The 1,047-nt window shown below is 69.5% G+C and carries 1 protein-coding gene; it reads left to right on the top strand.

All coding sequences use genetic code 11. The features are described from left to right. Positions 1-1,047, top strand: a 1,047-nt coding sequence (locus tag E3T55_RS15185) for a DUF222 domain-containing protein (RefSeq protein ID WP_166791802.1), incomplete at both ends; no start/stop codon positions are given.

Raw genomic sequence — 1,047 nt, 5'->3', positions numbered from 1 at the left:
ATCAACGAACTCCTCGCCAACGCTCTCGAGGGACTCGTCTTCCCGCTGGTCGCCGATGATGAATCGCTCGCACTTCTCGATGGTCTTGAACAGATCGGCCGCCGCCTCGACGGTGCTCGGGTCGCGGCGACAGCGGAGGTCGCCCGCCGCGCCGACGTCGAGCTCTACGGCGGTACCGCCAGCCTCTCCAAGCGCATGGGCTGCACCGGCAAGCTCGACCTGATCATGAGTGTCACCCACGTGTCAGTGCGGGAAGTGAAGCGACGCATCAGCCTGGGGGCGCTGACCAGCGTGCGATCCGGGGTGGGACCGCTGCGACCGGCGGTGTTTCCCACCGTGAGCGCGGCACTGGCCGCGGGCGAGATCGGCGTGGACTCGGCCGAGATCATCGCGAAAGGGTTGCAAGAGGTCATCCGGCAGGCCGACCCCTCGGATCTGCACCTCGCCGAGCGGGTGCTCGTCGCCAACGCGACGGGCGCCCTCAATGCTGATACCGCAGGGCTGCCGGGTGCCGGTATCGCGTTGCCGGCTGATCGGATGCGGGTGTTGGTGCATGAGTGGCAGGCCCGGCTCGACCCCGACGGCATCGCACCCCAGGAAGAGGCTCGGGAGGCCAAGAGCAGCATCAGCTTCGGCTCATTCGAACGGGGCCTCTACCGAATCTTCGGCGGCGTCACCCCCGACCTGCGCGGAGAGTTCGAGACGTATTTCGCGTCGCGACTGTCGGCGCGGGCGACGGTGAAGTTTCTCCCCACCGCCGGACCGGCTGAGCTGGCCGGGGCCGACGGGTCCGACGTCGTGCCTGACACCGAGCTGGCCGGGTCCGACGGGGCCGAGGTCGTGCCCGACACCGAGGTCGTCGACATCGACCGTCGCCCCGGCGGGGAGAAGCGGGCCGACATTCTGCGTGACATGGTCCGTGAAGCGGCCCGCGACCCGAAAGCCGGGGTGATGGGCGGCTCCGCCCCCACCGTCACCGTGCACGTCAACGCGGTCGACCTCAACGCCGGCCGCGGCGTCGGCTGGATCGACGGGGTTGAGGCCCCG

It is taken from the genome of Cryobacterium frigoriphilum (genome assembly GCF_004403305.1).
Classification (GTDB): domain Bacteria; phylum Actinomycetota; class Actinomycetes; order Actinomycetales; family Microbacteriaceae; genus Cryobacterium; species Cryobacterium frigoriphilum.
The sequence above is the reverse complement of the archived record's forward strand: the minus strand, read 5'-3'. Positions and strand labels throughout refer to the sequence as shown.